The sequence below is a fragment of the Streptomyces sp. NPDC002845 genome (assembly GCF_053591955.1).
Genome location: NZ_JBSFUU010000015.1, coordinates 53,198 through 75,987, shown reverse-complemented (window position 1 = coordinate 75,987; position 22,790 = coordinate 53,198). Strand labels below are relative to the sequence as shown.

At 71.8% G+C, this 22,790-nt stretch carries 22 protein-coding genes and 1 pseudogene; 10 read left to right on the top strand and 13 right to left on the bottom strand.

Annotated features, from left to right (window positions below):
- Positions 1–213: 213 nt before the first annotated feature.
- From ACWD3C_RS13615 to ACWD3C_RS13605, 3 genes are read left to right on the top strand one after another with little or no spacing between them, the layout of a single operon-like run.
- On the top strand, positions 214–1,545 hold the full coding sequence (locus ACWD3C_RS13615; protein ID WP_451143344.1) for a magnesium transporter MgtE N-terminal domain-containing protein: 1,332 nt from the start codon (positions 214–216) through the stop codon (positions 1,543–1,545).
- Entirely contained in the window at positions 1,535–2,134 is a 600-nt protein-coding gene (locus ACWD3C_RS13610; protein ID WP_451143342.1) for a DUF1003 domain-containing protein, read from the top strand. The genes ACWD3C_RS13615 and ACWD3C_RS13610 overlap by 11 nt, the downstream gene beginning before the upstream one ends.
- Positions 2,135–2,178: 44 nt before the next feature.
- Positions 2,179–3,312, top strand: coding sequence for an Mrp/NBP35 family ATP-binding protein (locus tag ACWD3C_RS13605; protein WP_451143341.1), 1,134 nt, complete (start codon positions 2,179–2,181; stop codon positions 3,310–3,312).
- A 131-nt stretch (positions 3,313–3,443) separates the two neighbouring features.
- On the opposite strand, the gene ACWD3C_RS13600 is transcribed toward ACWD3C_RS13605, so the two are convergent.
- From ACWD3C_RS13600 to sigE, 5 genes are all read right to left on the bottom strand, one after another.
- Positions 3,444–4,109, bottom strand: coding sequence for a hypothetical protein (locus ACWD3C_RS13600; protein WP_451143339.1), 666 nt, complete (start codon positions 4,107–4,109; stop codon positions 3,444–3,446).
- A gap of 277 nt (positions 4,110–4,386) precedes the next feature.
- Positions 4,387–4,866, bottom strand: coding sequence for a sec-independent translocase (locus tag ACWD3C_RS13595; RefSeq protein ID WP_451143337.1), 480 nt, complete (start codon positions 4,864–4,866; stop codon positions 4,387–4,389).
- 190 nt (positions 4,867–5,056) lie between these two features.
- Positions 5,057–7,150, bottom strand: coding sequence for a trypsin-like peptidase domain-containing protein (locus ACWD3C_RS13590; RefSeq protein ID WP_451143335.1), 2,094 nt, complete (start codon positions 7,148–7,150; stop codon positions 5,057–5,059).
- A gap of 462 nt (positions 7,151–7,612) precedes the next feature.
- Positions 7,613–8,908, bottom strand: coding sequence for an anti-sigma factor family protein (locus tag ACWD3C_RS13585; RefSeq protein ID WP_451143333.1), 1,296 nt, complete (start codon positions 8,906–8,908; stop codon positions 7,613–7,615).
- The gene (gene sigE, locus ACWD3C_RS13580; protein ID WP_451143331.1) at positions 8,905–9,606 is read right to left on the bottom strand and encodes an RNA polymerase sigma factor SigE; all 702 of its coding nucleotides are present in this window, start codon (positions 9,604–9,606) and stop codon (positions 8,905–8,907) included. The genes ACWD3C_RS13585 and sigE overlap by 4 nt, the downstream gene beginning before the upstream one ends.
- 222 nt (positions 9,607–9,828) lie before the next feature.
- Between sigE and ACWD3C_RS13575 the strand changes: the two genes are divergently transcribed.
- Positions 9,829–10,527, top strand: coding sequence for an O-methyltransferase (locus tag ACWD3C_RS13575; protein WP_451143480.1), 699 nt, complete (start codon positions 9,829–9,831; stop codon positions 10,525–10,527).
- Between the two features lie 330 nt (positions 10,528–10,857).
- Here the strand turns inward: ACWD3C_RS13575 and ACWD3C_RS13570 are convergent, their stop codons facing one another.
- Both ACWD3C_RS13570 and ACWD3C_RS13565 read right to left on the bottom strand, forming a co-directional pair.
- Positions 10,858–11,025 carry a DUF3117 domain-containing protein gene (locus tag ACWD3C_RS13570; protein WP_003966491.1) on the bottom strand — a complete coding sequence of 56 codons (168 nt, stop codon included), beginning with the start codon at positions 11,023–11,025 and terminating at the stop codon, positions 10,858–10,860.
- Positions 11,026–11,169: 144 nt separating this feature from the next.
- Positions 11,170–11,334, bottom strand: a complete 165-nt coding sequence (locus tag ACWD3C_RS13565; RefSeq protein WP_451143329.1) for a hypothetical protein — start codon at positions 11,332–11,334, stop codon at positions 11,170–11,172.
- Between the two features lie 65 nt (positions 11,335–11,399).
- Between ACWD3C_RS13565 and chcB the strand changes: the two genes are divergently transcribed.
- Positions 11,400–12,203, top strand: coding sequence for a 2-cyclohexenylcarbonyl CoA isomerase (chcB, locus tag ACWD3C_RS13560; protein WP_451143327.1), 804 nt, complete (start codon positions 11,400–11,402; stop codon positions 12,201–12,203).
- 22 nt (positions 12,204–12,225) lie between these two features.
- Here chcB and ACWD3C_RS13555 read toward each other — a convergent pair whose 3' ends face one another.
- Both ACWD3C_RS13555 and ACWD3C_RS13550 read right to left on the bottom strand, forming a co-directional pair.
- A complete protein-coding gene (locus ACWD3C_RS13555) occupies positions 12,226–12,813 on the bottom strand; it encodes a DNA-3-methyladenine glycosylase I (RefSeq protein WP_451143325.1) in 588 nt (195 codons plus the stop codon).
- Positions 12,810–13,166, bottom strand: a complete 357-nt coding sequence (locus ACWD3C_RS13550; RefSeq protein ID WP_451143323.1) for a DivIVA domain-containing protein — start codon at positions 13,164–13,166, stop codon at positions 12,810–12,812. The genes ACWD3C_RS13555 and ACWD3C_RS13550 overlap by 4 nt, the downstream gene beginning before the upstream one ends.
- 237 nt (positions 13,167–13,403) lie before the next feature.
- Here ACWD3C_RS13550 and folP point away from each other — a divergent pair, with 237 nt between their 5' ends.
- Complete coding sequence (folP, locus tag ACWD3C_RS13545) at positions 13,404–14,264, top strand: dihydropteroate synthase (protein ID WP_451143321.1); 861 nt, start codon at positions 13,404–13,406, stop codon at positions 14,262–14,264.
- A 25-nt stretch (positions 14,265–14,289) separates the two neighbouring features.
- Here the strand turns inward: folP and ACWD3C_RS13540 are convergent, their stop codons facing one another.
- Both ACWD3C_RS13540 and dapE read right to left on the bottom strand, forming a co-directional pair.
- Positions 14,290–15,048 carry an LOG family protein gene (locus ACWD3C_RS13540; protein WP_451143319.1) on the bottom strand — a complete coding sequence of 253 codons (759 nt, stop codon included), beginning with the start codon at positions 15,046–15,048 and terminating at the stop codon, positions 14,290–14,292.
- Positions 15,049–15,204: 156 nt separating this feature from the next.
- Entirely contained in the window at positions 15,205–16,284 is a 1,080-nt protein-coding gene (dapE, locus tag ACWD3C_RS13535) for a succinyl-diaminopimelate desuccinylase (RefSeq protein ID WP_451143317.1), read from the bottom strand.
- A gap of 156 nt (positions 16,285–16,440) precedes the next feature.
- Between dapE and ACWD3C_RS13530 the strand changes: the two genes are divergently transcribed.
- Together ACWD3C_RS13530 and ACWD3C_RS13525 are read left to right on the top strand one after the other, a co-directional pair.
- Positions 16,441–17,457: a heavy metal transporter gene (locus ACWD3C_RS13530; protein WP_451143315.1), complete on the top strand. Its 1,017-nt coding sequence runs from the start codon at positions 16,441–16,443 to the stop codon at positions 17,455–17,457.
- A gap of 340 nt (positions 17,458–17,797) precedes the next feature.
- A complete protein-coding gene (locus tag ACWD3C_RS13525) occupies positions 17,798–18,253 on the top strand; it encodes an ATP-binding protein (protein WP_451143313.1) in 456 nt (151 codons plus the stop codon).
- A gap of 92 nt (positions 18,254–18,345) precedes the next feature.
- Here the strand turns inward: ACWD3C_RS13525 and ACWD3C_RS13520 are convergent, their stop codons facing one another.
- Both ACWD3C_RS13520 and fdxA read right to left on the bottom strand, forming a co-directional pair.
- Entirely contained in the window at positions 18,346–19,473 is a 1,128-nt protein-coding gene (locus ACWD3C_RS13520; protein ID WP_451143311.1) for a bifunctional succinyldiaminopimelate transaminase/glutamate-prephenate aminotransferase, read from the bottom strand.
- A 283-nt stretch (positions 19,474–19,756) separates the two neighbouring features.
- Positions 19,757–20,074, bottom strand: a complete 318-nt coding sequence (gene fdxA / locus ACWD3C_RS13515) for a ferredoxin (RefSeq protein ID WP_005480604.1) — start codon at positions 20,072–20,074, stop codon at positions 19,757–19,759.
- A gap of 140 nt (positions 20,075–20,214) precedes the next feature.
- Between fdxA and ACWD3C_RS13510 the strand changes: the two are divergent.
- Both ACWD3C_RS13510 and ACWD3C_RS13505 read left to right on the top strand, forming a co-directional pair.
- Positions 20,215–21,222, top strand: a pseudogene (locus tag ACWD3C_RS13510) (GNAT family N-acetyltransferase); the annotation flags it as partial.
- A gap of 668 nt (positions 21,223–21,890) precedes the next feature.
- The gene (locus tag ACWD3C_RS13505) at positions 21,891–22,787 is read left to right on the top strand and encodes a transglutaminase-like domain-containing protein (RefSeq protein ID WP_451143309.1); all 897 of its coding nucleotides are present in this window, start codon (positions 21,891–21,893) and stop codon (positions 22,785–22,787) included.
- Positions 22,788–22,790: the final 3 nt, after the last annotated feature.

Sequence of the window (22,790 nt, the reverse complement as noted above, 5' to 3'; positions counted from 1 at the left end):
AGGCAGCGTACCGGGGCCGCGGGCACCCCTCGGAGGCAGTCCGTCCGCACCGCTCACCAGGGCATATCCGATCGGTACGGGCTAGCCTGAAGCCCACCTCTAAGGACAGTCCCGTACGCCCTCGTACGACTGGTACGAATACGACCACGCGTACGACTCACCCCCACTCACCCCGACTCGAACGCGGCTCGCACGAACGGAAAGGGGCGGCTCATGGCGGCAGGCGTGCCCCGGATCTTCGTCTCGCACCTGGCCGGCATCGCCGTCTTCGACCCCAACGGCGACCAGGTCGGCCGCGTCCGTGACCTCGTCGCCATGCTCCGCGTGGGCCGCAAGCCGCCCCGTCTGCTGGGCCTCGTCGTCGAGCTGTCCACCCGGCGCCGGATCTTCCTGCCCATGACCCGCGTCACCGGCATCGAGTCCGGCCAGGTCATCACCACGGGCGTGCTGAACGTCCGCCGCTTCGAACAGCGGCCCACCGAGCGGCTCGTCCTCGGTGAGCTGCTCGACCGGCGCGTCACGCTCGTCGAGACCGGCGAGGAGGTGACGGTGCTGGACGTCTCGGTGCAGCACCTCCCGGCCCGCCGTGACTGGGAGATCGACCGGGTGTTCGTACGGAAGGAATCAGAAAGGCGCGTAGCCCTTCCTTGGAAGGGTGGTGGCGGGAGACGGGTGGGCGGGACCTTCCGGCGCAGCAAAGGGGAGACCCTGACCGTCGAGTGGTCGGCCGTGACCGGGTTCTCGCTGGAGGAGCACGGGCAGGGCGCCGAGAGCCTGCTGGCCACCTTCGAGCAGCTCCGCCCCGCCGACCTCGCCAACGTGCTGCACCACCTGTCCGCCAAGCGCCGCGCCGAGGTCGCCGCCGCCCTCGACGACGACCGCCTCGCCGACGTCCTGGAGGAGCTCCCCGAGGACGACCAGATCGAGATCCTCGGCAAGCTCAAGGAGGAGCGCGCGGCCGACGTCCTGGAGGCCATGGACCCCGACGACGCGGCCGACCTGCTCGCCGAGCTGCCCGAGGACGACAAGGAGCGGCTGCTGACGCTGATGCAGCCGGACGAGGCGGCCGACGTACGGCGGCTCATGGCGTACGAGGAGAAGACCGCCGGCGGGCTGATGACCACCGAGCCGATCGTGCTGCGTCCGGACGCGACCGTGGCCGACGCGCTCGCCCGGGTCCGCGAACCCGACCTCTCCCCCGCGCTCGCCGCCCAGGTGTATGTGTGCCGGCCGCCGGACGAGACCCCGACCGGCAAGTACCTCGGCACGGTCCACTTCCAGCGGCTGCTGCGCGACCCGCCGTACAGCCTGGTCAGCTCGATCCTCGACGACGACCTCCAGCCGCTCGCCCCGGAGGCGGCGCTGCCCGTCGTCGCCGGGTTCTTCGCTGCGTACGACATGGTCGCGGCGCCCGTCGTCGACGAGAGCGGCTCGCTGCTGGGCGTAGTGACCGTGGACGACGTACTGGACCACATGCTGCCCGAGGACTGGCGGGAGACGGAGTTCCACCTGGACGAGGGCGAGGAGGTGAGCCGTGGCTCCTGAGCGCGAGATCCTCCGGGAACGCGAACGGGACCGCATGCCCGCGGGGGCCACGGCCACCAGCCGGCCCCGCACCCGCCTCGACCAGCCGCTGCCGCCCCGCCGCAGGTTCCTGCCCGAGTGGGACCCGGAGGCCTTCGGCCGGATGTCGGAGCGGATCGCCCGCTTCATCGGCACCGGGCGGTTCATCGTCTGGATGACGGTCGTCATCGTCGTCTGGCTGCTGTGGAACATCGCCGCGCCCCGCGAGCTGCGCTTCGACCAGTTCCCGTTCATCTTCCTGACCCTGATGCTGTCGCTCCAGGCCTCGTACGCGGCCCCGCTGATCCTCCTCGCGCAGAACCGGCAGGACGACCGCGACCGGATCAATCTCGAACAGGACCGCAAGCAGAACGAGCGGTCGATCGCGGACACGGAGTATCTGACCCGGGAGATCGCCGCCCTGCGGATCGGGCTCGGCGAGGTGGCGACCCGGGACTGGATCCGCTCCGAACTCCAGGACCTGGTCAGGGAGCTGGCGGAGCAGGACGGCCACCCTCGCGCCGTATTCCCGGCGGAGCGCCCTCACGCGCGTGACAAAGACGACCGGTGACGGGACTTACCGGGGCCCCTGCCCGTCGCCGTACCATCGTTCCCATGGCTACGGAAGACGCGGTGCGTGAAGCACTGGCGACGGTGAACGACCCCGAGATCCAGCGACCCATCACCGAACTGGGGATGGTCAAATCAGTGGAGATCGGTGCGGACGGAGCGGTCGCGGTCGCCGTGTACCTGACGGTTTCCGGCTGCCCGATGCGTGACACGATCACACAGCGCGTGACGGAGGCGGTCTCGGGCGTCGAGGGCGTCACGCGCGTCGACGTCGAGCTCGACGTCATGAGCGACGAGCAGCGCCGCGAGCTGGCGTCCGCGCTGCGCGGCGGCCAGGCGGAGCGGGAGGTTCCGTTCGCCAAGCCGGGTTCGCTCACGCGCGTGTACGCGGTGGCCTCCGGCAAGGGCGGCGTCGGCAAGTCCTCGGTGACCGTCAACCTGGCGGCGGCGATGGCGGCGGACGGCCTGAAGGTCGGCGTCGTGGACGCGGACATCTACGGCCACTCCGTGCCGCGCATGCTGGGCGCCGAGGGCCTCCCCACCCAGGTCGAGAACATGATCATGCCGCCGTCCGCGAACGGCGTGAAGGTCATCTCCATCGGCATGTTCACGCCCGGCAACACCCCGGTCGTCTGGCGCGGCCCGATGCTCCACCGCGCCCTCCAGCAGTTCCTGGCGGACGTCTTCTGGGGCGACCTGGACGTGCTCCTGCTGGACCTGCCGCCCGGCACCGGCGACATCGCGATCTCCGTCGCCCAGCTGGTCCCGAACGCCGAGATCCTCGTCGTCACGACCCCCCAGCAGGCCGCGGCCGAGGTCGCCGAGCGGGCGGGTTCCATCGCGGTTCAGACCCACCAGAAGATCGTCGGTGTGGTCGAGAACATGTCCGGCCTCCCCTGCCCCCACTGCGGCGAGATGGTCGACGTCTTCGGCACGGGCGGCGGCCAGTCGGTCGCCGACGGCCTCACCAGGACGACGGGCACGACGGTCCCGGTCCTCGGCAGTATCCCGATCGACGTCCGCCTCCGCGAGGGCAGCGACGAGGGCAAGCCGGTCGTCCTGACCGACCCGGACTCCGCCGCGGGCTCCGCCCTCCGGGCGATCGCCGGGAAGCTGGGAGGACGGCAGCGGGGCCTGTCGGGCATGTCGCTGGGGATCACGCCGAGGAACAAGTTCTGAGGGTTCTGAGTGTCCTTGGAGTTCTGAGAGTTCTTACGACGATGGGGGCGCCGTCTGCCGAGACGGCGCCCCCATCGTCGTACCCCTGATTGCCTGGCTAACGCTGATTGCCCGGCTACCGCGCTGCCCGACTAGGCGTACGCCCCGATGTCCTTGATCATGGCGAAGCCCAGACCGTACGCGCTCATGCCTCTGCCGTACGCCCCCACGTGCACCCCTTCCTGCGTCGACCCCGCGAGGACCCAGCCGAACTCGGACTCGCGGTAGTGGAAGGGCGTGGGGACGCCGTCCACGGGGAGGGAGAGGGTGGACCAGGCGGGACCGGCCAGGTCGTCCGCAAGGGCCCACGCCGTCTCGGTCTGCTGGTCCAGCCAGTCGTCCCGCAGGGTGTGGTCCATCTGGCCGGGCCAGGTGAAGGACAGCAGCCCCACACCCGCGAGCCAGGCCGCGGAGGACACCGAGGTGGCCTCCAGGACCCCCGTGCCGTCCGCGCTGCGCCGCACGGGGTTGGCCGCGACGGTCACCACGATCGCGAAGCGCTCCCTGGCCTCGGGCCCACCGGTCCCTTCGTTCCGTACGGACGGCTCGTCACCGTGTCCGATCGATCCGTGCTCCACGGCACCGTCGGCCGCGGTACCGACCTGCATCAGCCAGCGCGGGCCCGTGAACGCCTCGTCAAGGCCGTACCACGGGAAGGGCGCCAGCAGGTAACCGTCGACCGTACGCCGGGCGGAGGGGACCTGCTGTCCGCCCTCCGCGGCCGGCGCCTGCGCGCCTACCCGACTCGTCGTCTCCATCTGCCCGGACGCCTCCTCGCTCTCGTCGGACCGGAGCGGCCCGCCCCCCTCGGGCGTCCTCGCTCACTCTGCAAGCGGTCCGCACAACAACTGGGCAGCATAGCCACAGCGCTCCGAGCATCAGGGAAAGCGCCCGGCGCGTGGGACGGCGCATGGGAGGGTTCAGGCCGTACGGAGGCATGTACGGGTCGTACGGGTATGACTCGCGTCACGTGCGACGCGCTGAAGCACAGCGGTGCACACCCCCGAAGGCGCGCGCCCTGCACCGGCGTACGGCTCAGGTGGCGTCCGCGTCGAAGGGCGGGCGGTCGTCGGTGTCGAGCCGCTTCTTGGTCATGTCCACCGTGCCGCCGGCGGCGGACGATCCCGAAGAGGAGGAACCGGACGAGGACGCCAAGGCCGCCGCCGACGACGAGGACGACGAGGACTCGGTCTCGCGGCTGTTGACCGCGTCCGTGACCTCGGCCATCTCCTTCTTCAGGTCGAAGCCGTTGCGGATCTCCTTGAGCCCCAGTTCGTCGTTGTCCAGCTGCTTGCGGATGAACGTCTTGGGGTTGAGGTCCTCGAACTCGAAGTCCTTGAACTCCGGGCCCAGTTCCTGCCGGATGTCCTGCTTGGCGCTCTCCGAGAAATCGCGGATCCTGCGGATGGTGCGCGTGACGTCCTGGATCACTTTGGGGAGCTTGTCCGGGCCGAAAATAAGCACAGCGAGGACGATGAGCGTCGCCAGCTCAAGCGGTCCTATGTCATTGAACACCTGATGCTCCTTGCGATGTCCTCAGTCCTCGGCCCTCGGCAGGTCTTCCGTGGTCCGGGCCGGGTCCACGGTACCCGGCGTAGCTGTCTGTCCGGTACTGTCTCGCGGCCCCGTAGTCCATGTGTACGGCCGGTCTTTGCCGTGCGTGCCTGGCCGGAGGGGTGCGGAGGTCTGTCCTGTGAACTTTCTGTCAGTCACCGTCCGACGAGCCGAGGGTCAGGGTGACCGTCTGCTCGCCGCCGTCGCGCTGGAGGGTGAGCTCCAGCCGGTCGCCGGGGCGGTGGGCACGGATCTTGACGATGAGTTCCTCCCCGGAGTGGATGCGCTGGCCGTTGACCTCGGTGATGACGTCGCCCTCCCGGATGCCTGCCCGGTCGCTGGGGCCGCCCTCGTTGACCGCGGGTCCGCCGTCGTTGCCCTCGGTGCCGACGCGGGCGCCGTCGCCCGAGTAGGCCATGTCGAGGGTGACGCCGATGACCGGGTGGGTCGCCTTCCCGGTGTTGATCAGCTCTTCGGCGACGCGCTTGCCCTGGTTGATGGGGATGGCGAAGCCGAGCCCTATGGAACCGGCCTGTCCGCCGTCCAGGTCCGAGCCGCTGCCTGCTGACCGGATGGCGCTGTTGATGCCGATGACGCGGGCGTTGGCGTCGACGAGGGGGCCGCCGGAGTTGCCGGGGTTGATGGGCGCATCGGTCTGCAGCGCGTCGACGTACGAGATGTCGCTCCGGTCGCCGTTCTCGCCGCCTGCCGTGATGGGCCGCTCCTTGGCGCTGATGATGCCGGCGGTGACGGTGTTGGCGAGGTCGAAGGGCGCGCCGATCGCGACGACCGGGTCGCCGACCTGGACGTCGTCGGAGTTGCCGAGCGGGAGTGGCTTGAGTCCGCGCACGCCACTGACCTTGACCACGGCGAGGTCGTAGCCGCTGTCCCGCCCGATGACCTCGGCCTTGGCGGTCTCCCCGCCGCTGAACGTCACCGATATCTGGCCGTCCTCGCCGGCGGGCTCGACGACGTGGTTGTTCGTCAGGATGTGGCCCCGGCCGTCGAGCACGAAGCCGGTGCCGGTGCCCTGGGCTTCCGCCCCGCTCACATGCAGCGTGACGACGCTGGGCAGTGCGCTGGCGGCGATCCCGGCGACGCTGTCGGGGGCCCGTCCCTTGGCCCCGCTCTGCGCCTGCGGCAGCTCGATGGTCCCGACCCCGCCGTTCCGCTCCAGGTACGCGCCCACGGCTCCGCCGACGCCTCCGGAGACCAGCGCCAGCAGCACGGCGCCCAGGACGAGCGTCTTCCTGCCCCGCTTACGGCGCTGGTCCGTGCTGAGTACTGCGGCGCCGTTCTGCTGGAGGGGGGCGGTGGCCCATGGGTCGTAGTTCTGCCAGGGGTCTCGGGGCGGGTTCTGGGGAAGGCCCTGAGGCTGGGGAAGGCCCTGAGGCTGGGGAAGGCCCTGAGGCTGGTGCTGGGCCGGGGCTGGTTGCGGGTAGGGGGCGCCTGGGGTGGGCATGGTGTTGCCCGGGGCGGCGTACGGCTGCTGGTTCATGGCCGGGGCGGCCGTCCCGTGCGGCGCCGTCGCCTCCGGGGGAGCGGCCCCGTCATGGCCCTGGGGCACCGCCGGAACCGCCGTACCGTGCGCCGGAGTTGTCGGTGTCGGTGTCGCCGGGTGCTGAACCGGCGGCGCGGGCGCCCAGGGGCCGGGCTCGCCGTAGGGCGGGGTGCTGTAGGGGTCCGGGGCATGGAGGGGGGCGGGACGCTCTGCGGGCGGGTCCGTGGGAGCGGCGGCGGGCGTGGTGCTGCCCGCACCGCCGGGCCCGTCTCCGCGCACACGGGCAGGCTCGCTTCCGGGTGCGTCGGCGGGCGCGTTTCCGTGCTCGGCGGCAGGGACAGCTCCGGGAACATCGACAGGCACAGCCCCGGTGACGTCGGCGGACAGATCGCGCTCGGCCGAAGGTCCGCCCTCACGCTCGGCCGAAGGTCCACCCTCATGTTCAGCCGCGAGGCCGACCGCGGGCCCATCAGCGGCCCTGGCCGCCGTGCCGACGGCGGGACCGCCGAGGTGGAAGTCACCGTTGGCGTCGGCCTCCGTATGGGTCTCGCCCTGCGCGAACGCAACGGCAGGCCGCTCCAGCTCGAAGTCCCCGTCGGCGCCCGACGCGGCGGCACCGACAGGTCGCTCCAGCTCGAAGTCGCCGTGGTCGTCGCCTGCGCGGCCGGGCCCTGCCCCGGGGCTGCCCAGCTCGAAGTCACCGCCGCCCGGACCGGCCCCGGCCGCAGCGGTGGCCGTGGGCACGCCGTCACCGCCGCCCGGATCAACCCCGGCCGCAGCAGAGGCCCTGCGCACGTCATCACCACCGCCCACGCCAACCCCAGCCACAGCAGAGGCCGTGGGCACGCCGTCACCGCCGCCCGGACCATCCCCAGACGCAGCAGTGGCCGTGGACACGCTGTCCCCCTCGGTTGGGCTCCCCCCGGCGGCACCCGCGGTCCCGCCCGCGCCCGGCATGTGATCCGGCGTCGTATCGGCTCCCACGGCGTCGGCCCCCGCGCCCTGCGCTCGGGGCCGGCTCCACCACTTCGCCTTCGTGGCCTTCCCCTCGTTCATGTTCTCCCCACACCTGGCCCGCGCAGGACTCGCCGGCGGTCACCGCAGATTTGTCGACTCCGCATCCAGGGTCCCCCCGGCGGACGCGGCCCACCATGGATTCAACCAGGTTCACGGGCCGCCGCGCAGAGGACGGGGGTCGGACGGGGTTCAGGGCACGGTACGGGAGGTGGGAGACGGGGACGTGGTGGCGGCGGGAAGGGCCGGCAGCAGGTCCGGAGCCAGGAGCGCCGGTGTCGTCGGCCAGGAGGCCAGCTCGACGGGCGGGGCCGCCTCAAGCGGGCGTATGAGCGGAGACATCGCGGCGGCACCGGCCATCACGGGCGCGGTCAGCGGGTGAGGGTGCGTGGCCGCGCGGCCCTGGCCGGCCGGAGCGGGGACTCCGGGCAGCAGGGGTGCGGAGACCTCGGCCGACGCCATGGGGCCGTCGGCCGTCGTCGACCGCCCCTGTCCGAGCAGCGGTCCCACCGCTCCCCGGCGGCGCTGCGACTCGGGCCCCGTCGAGGCGCCCGCACCCGTTGTCCTCACCGGGGTCACATTGCTCCCGGAACCCGAACCGCCCCGAGCGTCCGTGGTGTCACCCGGCACTCCGGTCGACATCCCGCCGAGCGCGATCGCGGCCAGCGACACCGCCCCGGCCGCCACGAAGGCGAACCGCAGCCCCCGCGAGGCCGAACGCTCGGCCTCGTGACGGCTGACGTCATGGATCCGGAAGCCACGCGCCGCCGCGTGACCGGCACCCCCGACGAGCCCGCGCTCACCCGAACCCGAAGCCGAGCCCGAAGCCGAACCCGTGGCTGTAGCCGTGGGCTCGTGGAACTCATGCTCTCCGGTCGCCTCAGGGCCGTCGCCGGTCAGCCCACGGCCCCCGAGAAACCCCCGTCCGCCCAGAAAACCCCGCTCACCCGACGCGAACCCTCTCTCCCCGAACAGTCCGCGTCCACCCGGCAGGCCACTGCCCCCGGACAGCGTGCGGTCCTCCGACGGAGACAGAACGTCGGCGTGCGGTCCCGACGGTACGTATCCGAAGGGCCTTGCTCTCGGTCCGAAGGCCCCGGAGCCTCCGAAGAACCGTGATCCTCCGGCTGTGCCGGGAAGTTCCCTGTCCGGACCCGGTAGCCCCCCGCCCGTACCCGGAAGTCCGCCGGCGAAGCCTCCCCCGCCCAGGGGCGAGCCACCGGCGTCGGAGTCACCCCCGCCGGGGAGCATCTGGAGACGGGCCAGGAAACTCTCGGAGGGCGGCGGCGGTGCCGCCTCCGCGAATACGCTCTTCAACTGCCGCTGGGCGTCGACCTCGGCCTTGCACTTCGCACAGGTGGCGAGGTGGGCCAGGACGCGCTCGCGCGTCTCATGACCGAGCTCTCCGTCCACCAGGGCGGAAAGTCGGTCCCCGAGGTGCTGTTCGGCAACGCGCCGCTCGGCGGGATTGGGCCGTGATTCACTCACGCGGTCGCGCCCCCTCCTCCCAGTGCGGGCACGCGGGGCACCGCGAACCCTCGGCGCTCGGCACGGGCCTCCGGCGACCGGTGGGCGAGGGCCTTGCGGAGCTGGGAGCGGCCACGGTGGATCCGGGAACGGACCGTGCCGAGCTTGACGCCCAGGGTCGCGGCGATCTCCTCGTACGACAGTCCCTCGATGTCACACAGCACCACGGCGGCACGGAACTCGGGGGCGAGGGTGTCGAGGGCCTGCTGGACGTCCGCGTCGAAGTGCGCGTCGTTGAAGACCTGCTGAGGGGAGGGCTCGCGGCTGGGCAGGCGCTCGGCCGCGTCGTCGCCGAGGGCGTCGAAGCGGATGCGCTGCTTGCGGCGGACCATGTCCAGGAAGAGGTTGGTGGTGATGCGGTGCAGCCAGCCCTCGAAGGTGCCGGGCGTGTACGTCGACAGGGAGCGGAAGACGCGGACGAAGACCTCCTGCGTGAGGTCCTCGGCGTCGTGCTGGTTCCCGGTCAGGCGGTACGCCAGCCGGTAGACCCGGCCGCTGTGCGTGCTGACGATCTCCTCCCAGGTGGGCGGAGTCCAGGCCTGCGAGTCCGCGTCAGTGGAGAAGGTCGCTGTCTGAGCGGTCTCAGCGGCGTGGATGTGGTCAGCGGTGTCAGTCACGGATTTCGGCCTGCCCGCCGATCCGAGAAAGCGCCGCAGCACTCCTCCCCGATCCCCAGGCGCAGCCGCACCTCCCCTATCGGCTCTGGTGGTGTCCAGTGGAGCCCCTACCATAGCCACCTCGCCCGTTAGCTCCGGATAAGCGGTTTTACGAGAATTTGACATGCGCTGACACTGCTCAGGCGGCTGCGTCAGCCCTTGATCGGCGCCGTGATCCATCCGTTGCCCCCGTCCTGATCCACACCTCTCTAAACGCCCGGTCCCATCTGCGGGTTCCCGTCGGCAACGGATACAGTCACGCCCAGGCAACCACGGGGACAGGAGAGGGTCATTACCGGCAACCGGCAGACGAGCTGGGCGTTCGCCGACGCCTATGTCGCCGAGGACGAAGCGCTGCGCTGGGCCCGCGACCGGGCCCGCGAAGCAGGGCTGCGCTCGGTGTCGCCCGGCACGGGCTCCGCGCTGCGGTTGCTGGCCGCCTCCGTGGGCGCGAAGGCCGTCGCGGAGATCGGAACCGGAACCGGAGTCTCCGGCATCCATCTGCTGCACGGCATGCGCCCCGACGGGGTCCTCACCACCGTCGACCCGGAGCCGGAGCACCAGCAGTTCGCCCGGCAGGCCTTCCGCGCCTCCGGCTTCGCCAGCAACCGGGCCCGCTTCATCCCGGGCCGCGCCCTCGACGTCCTGCCCCGCCTCGCCGATGCCGGCTACGACCTCGTCTTCTGCGACGGCGACCGTCTGGAGAGCCTCGACTACCTCGCTGAATCGTTGCGCCTGCTCCGCCCCGGCGGCCTCGTCGTCTTCGAGGGCGTCTTCGCCAACGGCCGCACCGTCGACTCGGGCCCTCAGCCCACCGAGGTCATACGCATCCGCGAGCTGCTGCGTGCGGTGCGCGAGAGCCAGGAGCTGGTGCCGTCCCTGCTTCCGGTGGGCGACGGGCTACTTTGCGCGGTCAAGCGCTGAAGAGCGGCCCCCCTTTTTTTAGGGCTCGGTTCGCCTCCGGGGCGCCTGAGCCTGTGTCGAGAGGCCGATCGTGCTCAGCCCTCCTTCGTCGGGCCTGCGCGCGTTCGGCCTCTCGACACAGGCGCGCCCCTTCGGCTCTCTCGCCGACCCGGTGGTGTAGTGGCTCTCTCTCGCCGACCCGGTGGTGTGGTGGCCCTCTCTCGTCGACCCGGTGGTGCAGTGGTCCTCATGCGCCGACCCAATTGCAGTGAGTCCGCAAAACAGCTGCCCCGGCACCGTACGTACGCGGTGCCGGGGCAGCTGCAAGGGTGTGGGTGGTCGCTGCGCGCGTCAGCCGACGACCTTCTTGAGGGCGTCGCCGAGCGCGTCGGCCTCGTCCGGGGTCAGCTCGACGACGAGCCGACCGCCGCCTTCGAGCGGAACGCGCATGACGATGCCCCGCCCCTCCTTGGTCACCTCGAGCGGGCCGTCACCCGTCCGCGGCTTCATGGCCGCCATGCTCGTTCCCCTTCCTGAAACCAGCTCATCGCCAAGCCGACGGCCCCTGGGAGGGCACGCGGTCATCACTCAGACACGCGACACCGGCATCGAACACATTGCTTCCAGGCCATTATCCCGCATCTCAGGACCCGATGACCAACATCAGTCGGCATCGCTTGGGCAACGCGCGCGAGCAAAACCACTCAATTCGGCGATGTGACTGCGATACTGCGCCACCTCGCGGACATCCATCGCCGTTCCACCGATCGAGATTCTTTGATGCAGGTCACACGTACGGCCCGCGCCACCGCCGGTGATCTCCGCCATGCTGTGCTGTGACGCAGGGCGTACTGACCGGTACGCCTCAGCCGTGACACCGGAGGGGAACCGCCATGGCCGACACCGTGCTCTACGAGGTGAGCGACGGGCTCGCGACGATCACTCTGAACCGCCCCGGGGCGATGAACGCGCTGAACGTCGAGACCAAGGTCGCCCTCCGGGAGGCCGTGGAGTCCGCCGCCGCGGACAACGCCGTACGGGCGGTGCTGCTGACGGCGGCAGGGGACCGGGCGTTCTGCGTGGGGCAGGACCTGAAGGAGCACATCGGGCTGCTGGCCGCCGACCGGGAGGCGGGCACCGGGCAGACCATGACCACCGTCCGGGAGCACTACAACCCCGTCGTACGGGCGCTGACCGGGATGGCGAAGCCCGTGGTCGCCGGGGTGAACGGGGTCGCGGCCGGTGCCGGCTTCGGCTTCGCGCTCGCGGCCGACTACCGGATCGTCGCGGACACGGCCGCCTTCAACACGTCGTTCGCCGGGGTCGCGCTCACGGCCGACTCCGGCATCTCCTGGACCCTCCCCCGCGTGATCGGCCCCGGCCGGGCCGCCGACCTGCTGCTCTTCCCGCGGAGCGTCAGCGCGCAGGAGGCGTACGACCTGGGGATCGCGAACCGTGTCGTCCCGGCGGCGGAGCTGGCCGAGGAGGCCGCGAAGGTCGCCCGCGCGCTGGCCGAGGGGCCGACCCTGGCGTATGCGGCGCTGAAGGAGTCCCTCGCGTACGGGCTCTCCCACTCCCTGGAGGAGACCTTGGACAAGGAGGACGAGCTCCAGACCCGGGCGGGCTCCTCCGAGGACCACGGAATCGCGGTGCAGGCGTTCGTGAACAAGGAGAAGCCGAAGTATCTGGGGCGGTGAACCGCCCGGGGCCCTACTGGCCCTAAAGGTCTTGCCGCCTGGCCGCGCAGTCCGCCAGATGGTCGTCGACCAGTCCGCACGCCTGCATCAGGGCGTACGCCGTCGTGGGCCCCACGAAGCGCAGCCCCCGCTTCTTCAGGGCCTTCGACAGCGCCGTCGACTCGTCCGTGACGGCGGGGACGTCGCCGAGGGTCTTCGGGACCGGGCGGTGGGCGGTGTCGGGGGCGTACGACCAGATCAGCTGATCCAGCTCCCCCGGGGCCCATTCGACGAGTACGCGCGCGTTGGCGAGCGTCGCGTCGACCTTGGCGCGGTTGCGGATGATGCCGGTGTCGGCGAGGAGGCGGGTGCGGTCGTCGTCGGTGAAGGCGGCGACCGAGGCGATCCTGAAGTCGTCGAAGGCGGCACGGAAGCCGGTGCGGCGGCGCAGGATCGTGATCCAGGAGAGGCCGGACTGGAAGGCCTCCAGGGAGAGGCGTTCGAAGAGGGCGTCGTCGCCGTGGACCGGGCGGCCCCACTCCTCGTCGTGGTACGCCACGTAGTCCTCGGTGGACAGGGCCCAGGGGCAGCGCAGGGCGCCGTCGGGACCGGCGAGGGCGGCGCCGCTCATCGCTGGTCCCCCTCCTCCGGCTGGTGCGGCGAGGCCGTGCCGGTCGTCGACGCGCGGGCGCCGGCCAGGGCGGCCTCCAGGTCGGCGATGCGGGCGTCCCGCTCGGCGATCTCGGCGCCGAGGCGGCCGAGGGCGTCGTCCACGTCCGCCATGCGGTAGCCGCGCAGGCCCACCGGGAAGCGGAGGTTCTCGACGTCCGCACGGTTCACCGGCCGGTCCGGCGGCAGGGGGTCCTGCAACCGCTCCGGCGCGGCCTCGGGCAGCGGCCCGCGCTCGCCGCCGCCCACCACGGCGAGCGTCACCGCGGCGACCACGACGGCGAGCGCGACGACCAGGAACAAGAACGTGAACATCGCGGTGGTCCCCATGCTTTGTGGCCGAAGCGCTGTGCGCACCGGCGCGGAAGTGCCGACGTCGAACGTATCGAACGTATCGGCCGTGTCGATGTCGAATGTGTCAGTGTCCGATCGTGCCATGCGAGTCTGACAGTTAAGGTCACAGGCGGCTAAGAGGCAGCTCGGCGGCCATGCGGGCTGTGCGGGCTGTGCAGCGGGATGTAGTACGACGTGGTACTGGGAGAGGTCGTAGGGATGCTCAGGCTGGGCAGGCGGGAATTCGGCGTGCACGAGCCGGTGATCATGGCGATCGTGAACCGGACCCCCGACTCCTTCTACGACCAGGGGGCCACCTTCCGCGACGAGCCCGCCCTCGCGCGCGTGGAGCAGGCGGTGGCCGAGGGTGCCGCCATCATCGACATCGGCGGGGTCAAGGCAGGGCCGGGGGAAGAGGTGACCGCCGAGGAGGAGGCGCGGCGGACGGTGGACTTCGTCGCGGAGGTACGGCGGCGCTTCCCGGACGTCGTCATCAGCGTCGACACCTGGCGGCACGAGGTCGGCGAGGCCGTGTGCGAGGCGGGGGCGGATCTGCTCAACGACGCGTGGGGCGGGGTCGATCCACGGCTCGCCGAGGTCGCCGCCCGGTACGGGGTCGGCCTGGTCTGCACCCACGCGGGCGGTTCCGAGCCCCGCACCCGTCCCCATCGCGTCACGTACGACGACGTCATGGCCGACATCCTGCGCGTGACGGTGGGGCTGGCCGAGCGGGCGGTGTCGCTGGGTGTGCCCCGTGAGTCCGTCCTGATCGACCCCGGCCACGACTTCGGCAAGAACACCCGCCACAGCCTGGAGGCGACCCGTCGGCTGGGCGAGATGGTCGCCACGGGGTGGCCCGTCCTGGTGTCGTTGTCCAACAAGGACTTCGTGGGTGAGAGCCTCGACAAGCCCGTCAAGGAACGGGTGCTGGGGACACTGGCGACGACCGCCGTCTCGGCCTGGCTGGGCGCCCAGGTCTACCGCGTCCACGAGGTCGCCGAGACCCGCCAGGTCCTCGACATGGTGTCCGCCATCGCAGGCCATCGACCGCCGACGGTGGCCCGGCGAGGGCTGGCGTAGCCCCCGCCGGACACCTGTCCCCTCTCTACCGGCCCGCCTCCTTCGACACCAGCGCCACCGCCTCGTCCACGTCGTCCGTCACGTGGAAGAGGAGCAGATCCTTCTCGGAGGCCTTGCCCTGGGCCACGAGGGTGTTCATGAGCCAGTCGACGAGGCCGCCCCAGTAGCCGGAGCCGAAGAGGACGATGGGGAAGCGGGTGACCTTCTGGGTCTGGACGAGGGTGAGGGCCTCGAAGAGTTCGTCCAGCGTGCCCAGGCCGCCGGGCAGGACCACGAAACCCTGGGCGTACTTGACGAACATCATCTTGCGCACGAAGAAGTAGCGGAAGTTGAGGCCGATGTCGACGTAGGGGTTGAGCCCCTGCTCGAACGGCAGCTCGATGCCGAGGCCGACGGAGGTGCCGCCCGCCTCGCAGGCACCCTTGTTGGCGGCCTCCATGGCCCCGGGCCCACCGCCGGTGATCACGGCGAAGCCGGCCTCCACGAGGCCTCGGCCGAGGCGCACGCCCACGTCGTACTCCGCCGAGTCCACCGGCGTACGGGCCGAGCCGAACACACTGATCGCGGCCGGGAGTTCGGCCAGCGTGCCGAAGCCCTCGATGAACTCCGACTGGATGCGCAGGACTCGCCAGGGGTCCGTGTGGACCCAGTCGGAGGGACCGCCCGCGTCCAGCAGCCGCTGGTCCGTCGTACTGGCCTGCACCTGACCGCGCCGCCGCAGCACCGGCCCGAGCCGCTGCTCCTCCGGTGGCTTCCGGCCGTCCTCGGGGTTGCCCGTGGCCATGTCCGCTCCCTCCGCCGTGCTGTTCGTTCACCTCAGCGTAGATCTACGGGGGTTACGGACGGGGGACGCGGACATGTCCGCCATGAACCGCCATCGGGGACACTCCGGGACACGTACGGGACACTCCCCGGTTCACGACCCGGTTCACGACCCGGTTCACGACGTCAGCCACGTCCGCAGCCGCTCCTCACCCGCCAGAATCTTCGCCGTCTCCACCCGCTCATCACGCTTGTGGGCCAGGTGCGGGTTCCCGGGGCCGTAGTTGACGGCCGGAATGCCGAGCGCGCTGAAGCGGGAGACGTCCGTCCAGCCGTACTTGGGCTGCGGGGTGCCCCCGACGGCCTCGATGAAGGCGGCGGCCGCCGGGTGGGAGAGGCCGGGCAGGGCCGCGCCGCTGTGGTCGTCGACCACGAACTCCTCCACCTCGCAGTCCGCGAACACCTCGTGGACGTGGGCGAGCGCCTCCTCCTCCGTACGGTCGGGCGCGTAGCGGAAGTTGACGGTCACCACGCATTCGTCCGGGATGACGTTGCCGGCCACTCCGCCCGACACACCGACCGCGTTCAGGCCCTCGCGGTACTCCAGACCGTCGATCACCGGGTAGCGCGGTTCGTACGCCGCGAGGCGGGCCAGGATCGGGGCCGCCGCGTGGATCGCGTTCGAGCCCATCCAGCTGCGGGCGGAGTGGGCACGCTCGCCCTTCGTCCTGAGCAGGACCCGCAGGGTGCCCTGGCAGCCGCCCTCGACCTGGCCGTCGGAGGGCTCCAGGAGGACCGCGAAGTCGCCCCGCAGCCACTCGGGGTGGGCCTCGGCCATCAGCCTCAGGCCGTTGAGGTGGGCGGCGACCTCCTCGTTGTCGTAGAAGACGAAGGTGAGGTCGCGGTTGGGTGCCGGGACCGTCGCCGCGACGCGCAGCTGGACCGCGACGCCCGACTTCATGTCGCACGTTCCGCAGCCCCACAGGACGCCGTCCTCGTCGAGCCTGGAGGGCACGTTGTCCGCGATCGGGACCGTGTCGATGTGCCCGGCGAGGATCACGCGCTCCGGCCGGCCCAGGTCCGTACGGGCGACGACGTTGTTGCCGTACCGGTCGACCGTCAGGTGCGGCAGGGCGCGCAGCGCGGACTCGATCGCGTCCGCGAGGGGCTTCTCGGTGCCGCTCTCGGAGGGGAAGTCGACGAGCTGCGCGGTCAGCCGCGCGGCGTCCAGCGTGAGGTCAAGCGGGGTGTCGGCCATGCGCACGACCCTAACGCGCCGCGGGACCGGGGCCGCTCCCGCACCCGCCGGACCGGCCCGGCGGCGCGGCCGCCGTGACCGGAACCACACCACCGTCCACCCCCGTTGTCCACAACCCCATCAACCACCGGCCGTACTCTCCAGTATCTTGTGGCCGTGCCAGAGCCGTACCCCTCTCCTCGTCGTCGCCGTGGCCGTCTCCTCCGCCGTGGAGCGGCCTTCGCCGTGCTGCTCGCGCTCGCGGGCTATCTCGTGGTGCATTACGTCACCGGGGGCGCGGGTGCGCCCCGGTGCGTGGTGGTGTCGGGGGAGGACGACGGGGCGTCGTACGAGTTCACGCCGGAGCAGGCCGTCAACGCGGCGACGATCTCGGCGGTCGGCACCTCGCGTGGGATGCCCGAGCGGGCCGTGACCATCGCGCTCGCGACCGCGCTCCAGGAGTCCGGCCTGCTCAACATCGAACACGGCGACCGGGACTCACTGGGCCTGTTCCAGCAACGGCCGTCGCAGGGCTGGGGCACGGAACAGCAGATCCTGGACCCGACGTACGCGGCGGGCGAGTTCTACGAGCACCTCGCCGAGGTGCCCGGCTACGAGCGGCTGCCGCTGACCGTCGCGGCACAGCGCGTGCAGCGCAGCGGCTACCCGCAGGCGTACGCCAAACACGAACCGGACGCCGCACTGCTCGCCGCCGCGCTGACCGGCCGTACGGCGGCCACGCTGACCTGCGAGGGCCGTCCGGACACGACCACGGGCGGCGGTACGGACGCGGTGCGGGCCGCGCTCGTACGGGACTTCGGGCAGGAGGTGCTCCAGGAGGCCTCGGCGGAGGTGGGCGCGTCCGCCGCCGGACAGTCCGGCGGCGAGGAGTCCGGCTCCGAGCAGTCCGCCGGCACGCCCACCCCCGGCGTCACCGCAGCCGCCACCGACACGGTCACCATCCCCGTGCCGGCCGACCCGGACGCCTCCGAGGCCGCCGTCCGCCCGCGCGGCTGGGAGCTCGCGCACTGGGCCGTGGCCAACTCCTCCGCGCTGCGCATCGAGCGGGTCTCGTACGCGGGCCGGGTGTGGACGGCCGGGGGCAGGGTCGGCGAGTGGCGTGCCGTGGACACGAACGACGGGCCGGCCGCGGACGGGACCGTCGTCGAAGTCCGAATCGTCACTGGACAGTAGAGGTCGGACCTCACCCGTCCGGGGCATGCGCGGCGCGTCACGTCGACGCTGTGCGCGGGTTTTCGCCCGCCCACCCCCGTATCGCCGAAATCCCTTGAGAACAAAGGGCCGTAAGGATTCAGCAGCCTATCGGACCGGTCACCCTTTGCCCGTTTTTATCCACAACAGATAATGCGACGCATTGCCAACTCTTTACGTTGGCCCGCCGCAACCTTCGCGGGCTTCGAGCGGTAGTCACTGCGTCCGAGCCCGGAACGATCATCTACTCCCCTGCAGCCACGGGGCCGCGGGGATCACCCCGGGCGGACAGTGCAATGTTCTCTCCCGTCAAAGGAGCACTATGTCCCTCCCCCTGACCCGCCGGATCGCCCGTGCCGCGCTGCTCACCGCAGCGGGAGCGGCCTCCGTGGTCGGTGCGACCGGCTCCGCGAGCGCGGCACCCGAACTCCCGGCCACCCCGAACCTCGGCGGGCTGACCGCCCTGGACGGGGCGAACGCCGCCAGCACCGTCGACGACGCGGCGCAGAACGCCACCGGGGTCGCGGCCAAGACCGGTGGCAAGGCGGTGCAGAAGTCGGTGCCCGCCGCGAGCAAGACCGGTGGCAAGGTGGCCAAGACCGCGACGCCGGCCGCGCAGAAGACGGCCGGGGAAGCGGCTGGCTCCGCGGGCGGCCTGCTCGGTGACACCGCCAAGACGGCCACGGACACCGGCGGCAGCCTGCCGACCGACTCGGTCTCCCAGGGCAACACCCTGCCGGCCGGTCAGGTGCCGCTGAAGGGCCTGCCGCTCGGCTAGCCGTCAGTACCGGCCGCCGTACGCCGAAGGGGTCCAGGGAAGCTTCCCTGGACCCCTTCGGCTTCCGCCACCGCGGCGTCGTCACGGCGTCGTCACGGCTGGGCCAGGCGCTCCACCGCCGCCGCCACCCGCTCGTCCGTCGCCGTCATCGCCACGCGGACGAACTTCTCGCCCGCCGGGCCGTAGAAGTCGCCCGGCGCGACCAGGATGCCCCGTTCGGCGAGGTGGGCGACCGTGTCCCAGCAGGACTCCTCGCGGGTGGCCCACAGGTACAGGCTGGCCTCGCTGTGCTCGATGCGGAAGCCGTGGCCGAGCAGGGCGTCGCGCAGGGCGGTGCGGCGGGCCGAGTAACGCGTCCTCTGCTCCCGTACGTGCTCGTTGTCGCCCAGGGCCGCGATCACGGCGGCCTGGGTGGGCGCGGGGGTCATCATGCCGCCGTGCTTGCGGATCTGGAGGAGCGGGCCGAGGACCTCGGGGTCCCCGGCGAGGAAGGCCGCGCGGTAGCCCGCCAGGTTCGAGCGCTTGGAGAGGGAGTGGACGGAGACGATCCCCTCGTACGAGCCTCCGCACACGTCCGGGTGGAGGACGGAGACGGGGTCGGCCTCCCAGCCCAGTTCGATGTAGCACTCGTCGGAGAAGACGAGGATGCCGTGCTCGCGGGCCCAGGCCACGATCCGTGTCAGCTCGTCCTTGGACAGCACGCGGCCGGTCGGGTTCGACGGCGAGTTGAGCCAGAGCAGCTTGAGGCCGGCCGGCTCCAGTTCCGTCGGACCCGGCGCGTCAGCGCCTGATGTCAGCGTGTACGCCACGTAGTCCGCGCGGGCGAGGCGGGCGCCGACCTCGTACGTCGGGTAGGCCAGGCGCGGGTAGGCCACCCTGTCTCCCGGGCCGAGGCCCAGCTGGGTGGGGAGCCAGGCGACCAGTTCCTTGGAGCCGACGATCGGGAGCACGTGGTGGTGGGTGATCCCGCGGGCGCCGAGGCGTCGCTCGACCCAGCCCGTGATCGCGTTCCGCAGCTCGGGGGTGCCCCAGACGGTGGGATAGCCCGGGGAGTCGGCGGCGGCCACCAGGGCTTTCTGGATCAGCTCGGGCACGGGGTCGACCGGAGTGCCGACGGAGAGGTCGACGATGCCACCCGGGTGGGCCGCGGCGGTCGCCTTGTAGGGCTCCAGTTTGTCCCAGGGGAAGGTGGGGAGACGGTCGGAGACTACGGAGGACACGGGATCTGGCTCACTTTCTCGTACATACGACCGGCGTACGACCGACATCCATACGACCGGCATCCGGCGACAAAGGCCCATACGTGCCGCTCGTACGGCAAACGCCTCGGTCCCGTACGGCGATCAAGGCGATCAGGCCGTACGGGACCGAGGCGGCGGCTGAAGGCCGGTGGCGGCTCCGCGCCCCGTACGGAGCGCGGGCCGGTGACATCAGCGGCTCCGCCACGGGGCGCGGACGGCCGCAGACAGCCCGCTGATGTCAAATGGCACCACCAGCGGAGCGCTACGCCTGCGGCGGCAGCGCTGCGACGAAGGGGTGATCGCGCTCGATCAGGCCCAGCTTGCTGGCGCCGCCCGGCGAGCCGAGCTCGTCGAAGAACTCGACGTTAGCCTTGTAGTAATCCTTCCACTCCTCCGGGGTGTCGTCCTCGTAGAAGATCGCCTCGACCGGGCAGACCGGCTCGCAGGCCCCACAGTCGACGCATTCGTCCGGGTGGATGTAGAGGGACCGCTGGCCCTCATAGATGCAGTCGACCGGGCACTCCTCGATGCACGCCTTGTCCTTGACGTCGACACAAGGCTGCGCGATGACGTAGGTCACGCTGTCGTTCCTCCTCGATAGGGCGCTGGCGGGCCTCCTCAGGCTCCGCCGCCTGGCGCGCGGGAGCGCGGCGTCGTCGATGCCCGCCTCTAGTATCTCCGTTCCTGAGCATGATCCGAACAGGAGGGGTGAACTGACCTGTGGAAATCTCTGCGGGCGGACGGCTCGAGGTCCGTATCTCCGCCGCTGACGTGGGCAAACGCGTCTCGGTACGGCGGATCGACACAGGTACCCCCGAGCGTGGGAAATTCACTGACACGGTGGGTGTTCTCACATCCTGGGACGGTGGTGTGCTGCTGATCACGCGGCGGACCGGCGAACGGGTCCGGATCGAGGAGTCCTCGCTGGTCGCGGGCAAGGTCGTCCCCGCCGCCCCGGCCCGCCGACGGGGCCCCGCGACCTCGTACGAGGAGCTGGCGCGCGTTTCCGCCCGTGCCTGGCAACCGGTGGAACGCGAGCCGCTGGGCGAGTGGGAATTGAGGGCGGCCTCCGGCTTCACCCGCCGCGCCAACTCCGTGCTGCCGGTCGGTGACCCGGGGCGCCCGCTGGACGAGGCGCTGACCGCCGTACGCGCCTGGTACGCGGCCCGTGGCCTCCCCGCCTACATGCAACTGGCGACCGGGGCCGAGGGGACCCAGGAGCTGCTCTGCGCGGAGCTGGAGCAGCGCGGCTGGGTCCGCGAGGTCACCGCCGAGCTGTGGACCGGCTCCCTGGCGCCGATCGCCGACCTCGATGCCCCCGGGTCCGACAGGGTCGTCCTCTCCCGGACGGCGGACGAGGCCTGGCTCAGCCGCTACCAGCGCAAAGGGCTGAGCGAGGTCGCCCTCAAGGTCCTCGGCGGCGGCACCTCGGTCTGGTTCGCCACCGTCCCCGGCGCACCCGGCGAACCCCCGGCCGCCATCGGCCGCTGCGTCATCGACGGCCGCTGGGCAGGCTTCGCCGCCGTCGAGGTCACCCCGTCCCAACGCCGCCGAGGCCTCGCCACCACCGTCATGTCCGCCCTCGCCCACCAGGCCCTGGCCGAGGGCGCCTCGGCCGCCTGGCTCCAGGTCGAGCTGGACAACACGGGGGCGCGGGCCCTGTACACGGGGATGGGGTTCGGGGCGCACCACGCGTATCACCATTACCGGGGGCCGGAGGGGGTCGGGGGTGAGGCCGGGGCTGGGGCTGGGACCGAGGGTGGCTCGGGGGCTGGGGCTGGGACCGAAGGTGGCTCGGAGGCTGGGGCTGAGTGCGGAGCCGAGACCGGGGCAGCTGGTCCTGAAGCCGGGCACGAGGCTGGACCGGAGACCAAGACCGAAGCCCGTACCGCTACAGCGCCCGAAGCCGGACTAGGGCCAACCCACGAAGCCAGCCGAGAGGCGGAGCCCGGAGTCCGCCCCGAGGCAACGCCCGCAGCCGGGCGCGGGACAGAGTCCGACGCCAGGGCCGGGGCCAGGGTCGGAGCCGGGGTCGGGGCCGGGGCCAGGGCCGGGGCCGGGGCCAGGGCCAGGGTCGGAGCCGGGGTCGGGGCCGAGGCCGGGGCCGGGGCCGAGGCCGAGGTCGGAGCCGAGGCCGGGGCCGGGGCCGGGGCCAGGGCCGGGGCCGGGGCCAAGGTCGGAGCCGGGGCCAAGGTCGGAGCCGGGGCCAGGGTCGGAGCCGAGGTCGGAGCCGGGGCCAGGGCCGGGACCGAGGTCGGAGCGGAGGCCGGGGCCGGGGCCAGGGCCGAAGCCGGGGCCGAAGCCGAAGCCGAAGCCAGGGTCGAGGCCAGGGCCGGTGTTCGGGTTCGGGGCGGCGTGCGGCCGTATCGATCGGTGTGAGTGGGCACGAGGTCGCTATGGGGGCGCCGTATCCACCGGAGCCGGAGCGGGCCGCTGAGGTGCGGCGGCGGTTCGGGGAGGAGGCGCGGGCCGAGCGGCCGGATCTGGCGGGGCTGTGTCTGTTGGTGGGGGCGGCGGCGGACGGGGGGCTGGACGAGGCGGGGATCGATGCCGCGCAGATCGAGCTGGACCGGCTGGCCGGGCTGGTGCCGTTCCGGCCCGGTGGGGCGCGGGCGTGGGCCCTGGCACTGGGTGAGCTGCTCGGGGAGCGCTGTGACTTCCGCGGGTCGGCCGGGGACTACCGGCGGCTGGAGTCCTCCCTGCTGCACAAGGTGCTGCGGCGGCGACGCGGGCTGCCCATCCTGCTGTCGGTGGTGTGGATGGAGGTGGCGCGGCGGGCCGGGGCGCCGGTGTACGGGGTCGCCCTGCCCGGGCACTTCGTCGTCGGGTTCGGGGACCCTACCGGCCCCTCCTCCGGTCGGCCGACCGACACCCCTCAGTCCTTCCAGGCACCGGTACTCGCCGATCCGTGCGACGGAGGACGCCTGCTGACCGGCAGCGACGCCGAGCTGCTGGTCGCCGGGGCCACGGGCGCGCCGCTGGACCCGTCGATGCTCACGCCCGCCGACCCGCTCGACGTCGTACTGCGCATCCTCAACAACATCCGCGCCTGGGCCGCCGCCCGCCCCGAGCGCTCCGATGTCGCCCTGTGGGCCGTCGAGTTGTCCCTCCTCCTCCCCCACCACCCGGCCCGCCTCCGCCACGAGCACGCCCAACTCCTCATCCAGCGCGGCGACTTCTTGCGGGGCGCGACCGAACTCGACGCATACGCCGACGTGGTGGCAGCCGTCGACGAGGCAGCCGCCGACCGGCTGCGCCACCAGGCACGGGCGGCCCGGGCGATGCTCAACTGAGGG

Coding starts and splice junctions, on each gene's coding strand:
- ACWD3C_RS13570 (WP_003966491.1), bottom strand. CDS start 11,025: ATGGCGGCCATGAAGCCGCGGACGGGTGACGGCCCGCTCGAGGTGACC.
- ACWD3C_RS13615 (WP_451143344.1), top strand. CDS start 214: ATGGCGGCAGGCGTGCCCCGGATCTTCGTCTCGCACCTGGCCGGCATC.
- ACWD3C_RS13605 (WP_451143341.1), top strand. CDS start 2,179: ATGGCTACGGAAGACGCGGTGCGTGAAGCACTGGCGACGGTGAACGAC.
- ACWD3C_RS13505 (WP_451143309.1), top strand. CDS start 21,891: ATGGGGGCGCCGTATCCACCGGAGCCGGAGCGGGCCGCTGAGGTGCGG.
- ACWD3C_RS13555 (WP_451143325.1), bottom strand. CDS start 12,813: ATGAGCGGCGCCGCCCTCGCCGGTCCCGACGGCGCCCTGCGCTGCCCC.
- ACWD3C_RS13550 (WP_451143323.1), bottom strand. CDS start 13,166: ATGTTCACGTTCTTGTTCCTGGTCGTCGCGCTCGCCGTCGTGGTCGCC.
- ACWD3C_RS13565 (WP_451143329.1), bottom strand. CDS start 11,334: ATGGCGGAGATCACCGGCGGTGGCGCGGGCCGTACGTGTGACCTGCAT.
- ACWD3C_RS13600 (WP_451143339.1), bottom strand. CDS start 4,109: ATGGAGACGACGAGTCGGGTAGGCGCGCAGGCGCCGGCCGCGGAGGGC.
- ACWD3C_RS13525 (WP_451143313.1), top strand. CDS start 17,798: ATGTCCCTCCCCCTGACCCGCCGGATCGCCCGTGCCGCGCTGCTCACC.
- folP (WP_451143321.1), top strand. CDS start 13,404: ATGCTCAGGCTGGGCAGGCGGGAATTCGGCGTGCACGAGCCGGTGATC.
- dapE (WP_451143317.1), bottom strand. CDS start 16,284: ATGGCCGACACCCCGCTTGACCTCACGCTGGACGCCGCGCGGCTGACC.
- ACWD3C_RS13540 (WP_451143319.1), bottom strand. CDS start 15,048: ATGGCCACGGGCAACCCCGAGGACGGCCGGAAGCCACCGGAGGAGCAG.
- chcB (WP_451143327.1), top strand. CDS start 11,400: ATGGCCGACACCGTGCTCTACGAGGTGAGCGACGGGCTCGCGACGATC.